Source organism: Blautia faecis, from assembly GCF_027662325.1.
Taxonomy (GTDB): domain Bacteria; phylum Bacillota; class Clostridia; order Lachnospirales; family Lachnospiraceae; genus Blautia_A; species Blautia_A faecis.
The window spans coordinates 1-4,697 of record NZ_JAQDKY010000076.1; the positions used below are offsets into that span (position 1 = coordinate 1).

General features: G+C 43.5%; 5 protein-coding genes and 2 pseudogenes. 2 read left to right on the top strand and 5 right to left on the bottom strand.

The features are described 5' to 3' along the window. Window positions 1-32: 32 nt before the first annotated feature. The 4 genes from hisF to PGQ38_RS18865 form a co-directional block, all read right to left on the bottom strand. A complete protein-coding gene (hisF, locus tag PGQ38_RS18850; protein ID WP_270433097.1) occupies window positions 33-791 on the bottom strand; it encodes an imidazole glycerol phosphate synthase subunit HisF in 759 nt (252 codons plus the stop codon). A gap of 2 nt (window positions 792-793) precedes the next feature. Continuing rightward, on the bottom strand, window positions 794-1,411 hold the full coding sequence (gene hisH / locus PGQ38_RS18855) for an imidazole glycerol phosphate synthase subunit HisH (RefSeq protein ID WP_195591202.1): 618 nt from the start codon (window positions 1,409-1,411) through the stop codon (window positions 794-796). A gap of 309 nt (window positions 1,412-1,720) precedes the next feature. Continuing rightward, window positions 1,721-3,238, bottom strand: a complete 1,518-nt coding sequence (locus PGQ38_RS18860) for a sensor histidine kinase (RefSeq protein ID WP_270433101.1) — start codon at window positions 3,236-3,238, stop codon at window positions 1,721-1,723. After that, entirely contained in the window at window positions 3,238-3,915 is a 678-nt protein-coding gene (locus PGQ38_RS18865) for a response regulator transcription factor (RefSeq protein ID WP_118584277.1), read from the bottom strand. Before PGQ38_RS18865 ends, PGQ38_RS18860 begins: the two co-directional genes overlap by 1 nt. Window positions 3,916-4,056: 141 nt before the next feature. On the opposite strand from PGQ38_RS18865, the pseudogene PGQ38_RS20285 reads away from it, so the two are divergent. Then, window positions 4,057-4,176, top strand: a pseudogene (locus tag PGQ38_RS20285) (DUF6783 domain-containing protein); the annotation flags it as partial. On the opposite strand, the pseudogene PGQ38_RS20290 reads toward PGQ38_RS20285, so the two are convergent. Then, window positions 4,141-4,221, bottom strand: a pseudogene (locus PGQ38_RS20290) (DUF6783 domain-containing protein); the annotation flags it as partial. The pseudogenes PGQ38_RS20285 and PGQ38_RS20290 sit on opposite strands and share 36 nt — an antisense overlap. Before the next feature lie 56 nt (window positions 4,222-4,277). Here PGQ38_RS20290 and PGQ38_RS18870 point away from each other — a divergent pair. Continuing rightward, window positions 4,278-4,511, top strand: a complete 234-nt coding sequence (locus PGQ38_RS18870; protein ID WP_118584275.1) for a hypothetical protein — start codon at window positions 4,278-4,280, stop codon at window positions 4,509-4,511. The last annotated feature ends 186 nt before the right edge of the window (window positions 4,512-4,697 follow it).

Genomic DNA, 4,697 nt, shown 5'->3' on the forward strand with positions numbered 1-4,697 from the left:
CGACCAACACATTAAATAGCAATTTTAATATTCTATCGTCTTACCGGAACACCTTTTTCAGCCAGGTAATCCTTCACCTGAGAAATTTCCAGTTCTTTATAGTGGAACAGGGAAGCTGCCAGAACTGCATCGGCACCGCCGTCGGTAAGGCCTTCGTAGAAGTGTTCCAGGGTACCGGCACCACCGGAAGCGATGACCGGGATGGATACGGCATCAGATACTGCGCGGGTTAATGGGATGTCGTAGCCAGCCTTGGTACCATCACAGTCCATGCTGGTAAGGAGGATTTCTCCTGCACCAAGGGCTTCTGCTTTCTTCGCCCACTCAATGGCATCAATGCCTGTATCCAGACGACCGCCATGCTTATAGATGTTCCAGCCGCCGTCAGGACGACGCTTAGCGTCAATGGCAACTACTACACACTGGCTGCCGAATTTATCTGCTGCCTCACGGATTAATTCCGGACGGTCAATGGCTGCGGAGTTTACAGAAATCTTGTCTGCACCTTCGCGGAGCAGCTTCCGGAAATCATCTACAGTACGGATCCCGCCGCCAACTGTAAATGGAATGAATACGTTGGCTGCAACTTTTCGCACCATATCTACTACTGTGTCACGCTGTTCACAGGAGGCTGTAATGTCAAGAAATATCACTTCATCTGCTCCTGCTGCGTCGTATGCTTTCGCAATTTCCACAGGATCTCCTGCATCCTTCAGGTCTACGAAATTAACACCTTTCACTACTCGTCCATTATTTACATCCAGACAGGGAATAATTCGCTTTGTAAACATAATTATGCCTCCTTCCCAAGCTTCGCAAAATTCTCCAGTATTTTCAGACCGTACTTGCTGCTCTTCTCCGGGTGGAACTGGCAGGCAAATATGTTGTCCTTTTCAACGGAGGCATGAATAGTTACGCCATACTGCGCAGTCGCCTTCACGATTTCAGGTTCTTTTGCCTGAAGGTAGTAGGAATGAACAAAGTAGACGTAAGTCTCTTCCGGAATTCCTTTAAACAGGCGGCCATCATTCTGAAGGTGAAGAGAATTCCATCCCATGTGAGGAATTTTAAGTCCAGGGGCCGGGGGAATCTTCACGATCTTACCTTTCAAAATTCCAAGTCCCTCCACTCCCGGAGTTTCGTCACTGGATTCGAAAAGGAGCTGCAGACCCAGACAGATTCCAAGGAATGGAGTTTCTTTCTCTGTAAGCTCCCGGATCACAGGAACAAGTCCGAATTTATTCAGATTATTCATGGCATCTCCAAAGCTTCCAACACCTGGAAGAATTACTTTATCTGCACTCAGTAATACCTGAGGATCTCTGGAAACTACAGTTTCCTCTCCAAGGTAATGAAGAGCTTTTTCCACACTTTTTATATTGCCTGCATCATAGTCAATTATTGCTATCATTCGGGCTCCTCCTGTTGTCTGTTTTTCGTCAATACTGCGTCTATTGTGTGCAGCATTTTCTGCCATCATATAAATGCTTTTAATCAGCAAATACTGCCTTCCCAAAGCACAATATTGCTGAACATACACTTTCATATTCTTACAGTATAACGCAAAAACAGGCGGTTGCAAAGAGCTAATTCCATGCTGCCGCCTGTTTTGTTAGTTTGTATTGTCTTTCCAGATTAACACTGTTTTTTTTATGAAAAATTACAATTATCTTCTCTTTCAAGCACCAGATTTCCAGCCTGAAGATTGACTATTTTTACTTTATTTCCGATCCAGGGTAAACCAGAATTCCACCCCGTTATCAAAGTTCTGAACACCGTACTGCTGATTCATACCTTCCATAATAGCCTTTACAATAGAAAGTCCGATTCCGCTTCCGCCATACTCTCTGGTGCGGGCTTTGTCTACCTTGTAGAACTTGTTCCACAGATTCGGGAGATCGGCTTCCGGGATTGGGGTTCCGGTATTAAATACCGTTACTTTCACTCTGTTTTCCTGTTTCTGGACTTTGATCTCCACAATTTTTTCTCCATCCAGATGATGCAAGGCATTGCTTACATAATTCGTCACAACTTCTTCTGTCTTAAACTCATCTGCCCAGACATAAAGAGGCTCTGTCTCATTAAAAATCACCCGGGCTTCTTTCTGCCTGATCATGATATCCATGGTGGAAAGAACGCCTTTGATCAATGCAGTCAGGTCAAAACGCTCCATAACAGCTGCGTCTTTTCCGGATTCCAGCTGATTCAGCGTAAGAAGATTCTTTACCAGCTTGTTCATCTTGGAGGCTTCATCAATAATGACGTCACAGTAAAAATCCATGCTTTCAGGATCATCATTGATATTCTCTTTCAGTCCCTCTGCGTATCCTTGTACAAGAGCGATTGGTGTTTTCAGTTCATGGGAAACATTGTCCAGAAATTCCTTTCGCATTTCGTCGATCTTCACTTTATCCTCAATGTCTTTTTGCAGTTCATTGTTGGCAGATTTCAGCTCGGAAATGGTGTGCTCCAGCTGGCTGGACATTTTGTTAAAATTATCTCCCAGCACATCGATCTCATTGCCTGCTTTACTCTTATATCTTGCCTCAAAATCAAGATCTGTCATCTTACGGGAAAGCTCCGTCAGTTCGGAAATAGGTCTGGTCAGCTTTCTGGTTACTGCCATAATACACATTCCACTTATAACAATAATGACAATTCCTACAAAAAAATAAAACTTATTGGAAATATTTGCACTTTCCTGGATACTTTCCAGAGGGCTTCGGATCAGGAAATAATTGCCGTTGTCAAACCTTCCCCAGCACTCTACATAATCCATGCCCACGAAACGATCATGTATCTGCTGAACCACACAGTTATCCGTCTGTTTCAGAATTGTGCCTTTTCCGTTATCCATGTCAAGATCACTGGCATAGCCAAAAAACAGCTTGCTTCTAAGCTGATCTTCATTCTCCGGCCAGCACAGATATTTCGTATTATCCTCATTGACAACCACCCAGGTCAGATTATTCCTGGAACTTGCCTGAATGATCTCAGAGGACAAATCCTCCTGCTCACTTTCCACATCGTCCTCTGTCATGGAATCCGTATTGATCTGGCTCAATACTTCCTTTGCTTCCAGAAGGGTTTCCGTCTTTTTTGACACATAATATTTTTCCAGAAATGCTCCGTTTATCACAGAAATCGTGAGAATGGAAAGGAATAAAAGACCTATAAACGTAAATGTGATCTGGTGCTTTATAGAGCGGATTTTCTTTGGCTTCTTCGTTTTCTTCATTACTCTACCTCAAACTTGTAGCCCATTCCCCATACGGTCTTGATGTACTCACCTTTATCACCCATTTTACTTCTTAATTTCTTCACATGTGTATCAATGGTTCTGGCATCTCCGAAATAATCATAATTCCAAACAGAATTAAGGATTTTTTCCCTGGAAAGAGCAATCCCCTGATTTTCCAAAAAGTAAGTAAGAAGCTCAAATTCCTTAAAGCTGAGATCCATAGGCTTATCATCGACTGTTGCAAGATGGGCTGCCTTATCAATCACAATGCCCCCTGCGCTGAGCACATCTTCCGCTCCGGTCTGTCCGGTACGGCGAAGGATAGCTTCCACACGAGCCACCAAGATCTTCGGGCTGAATGGCTTGGAAATATACTCATCCACACCCAGGTCAAAACCAAGAAGCTCATCACGCTCATCTCCTCTTGCTGTCAGCATGATGATCGGTACTTTAGAATTCTTGCGCACCTCACGGCATACTTCCCAGCCGTCCATCTTTGGCATCATTACATCCAGGATGATCAGGGCAATATCTTTTTCCTTATAAAAGATATCCATGGCTTCCTCTCCATCTCCTGCTTCCAGCACCTGAAAATTCTTCTTTGTTAAAAAGTCTTTTACAAGCTTTCTCATTCGGCTTTCATCATCCACTACAAGGATTTTTAATGTATCCATATCTTGTCCTCCCTTTTTGGTCAACCTCATTTATCGCATGGTTTTTATACCTTTTTGTACGATTCTCCTGTATCTTAACACAGGGGTATGATGATTTTGTGAACGCCAGCACATTTTCTGACAGATGACTTTTTTTCTGTTTTGTGCTATGCTAGAGCGTGTTTAAAAAAGGCTTTCTGCAAGATATGCGTTACAATTTGTGGGAGATTTCGCTCGGATGAGGGCGCCGCAGCGGGCTACGGCAACCGAATTCGGGTGAAATCTCCCGCAAAGTGGGGCGTGCAGATTGCGGGAATGATTTTTCAAACACGCTCTAAGTACAGTGTAAAATATAAATCAATTTTTGAAAAGAGGGAATTCACATGCGTCAGGAAAGTTTTAAAATGGAGCGTCCGGGACTGGTGAAACCGGGAGATAAGATTCAGATCACGGAATATCAGTCCTACATGAACTACAGCTATATCATTGAGCCTGCTGTAGCCATGTCCGGCTGCTATCCGAACTCACAGAGAATCAAGGCAAAGGAAGGAACCATTGTCAGTGTGGAAAAGGCACCGCTTAGTGGGTATGTGGTGATTGCGGAATTTGAGGAATAGCTACATTTAGTCAGGGACTCCCCAAAGGGGGCCCTGACTGATTTTCACTTTTTCTGAAATTTCTCAATCACACACTCCACACTCATGCGTCTTTGTTTACATCATATTTATTTAAATATTCTCTGTAAGAAAAATCCCCGACTACTTTTCAGTAGCCGGAGCACCTTGACAATTCACATATGATTG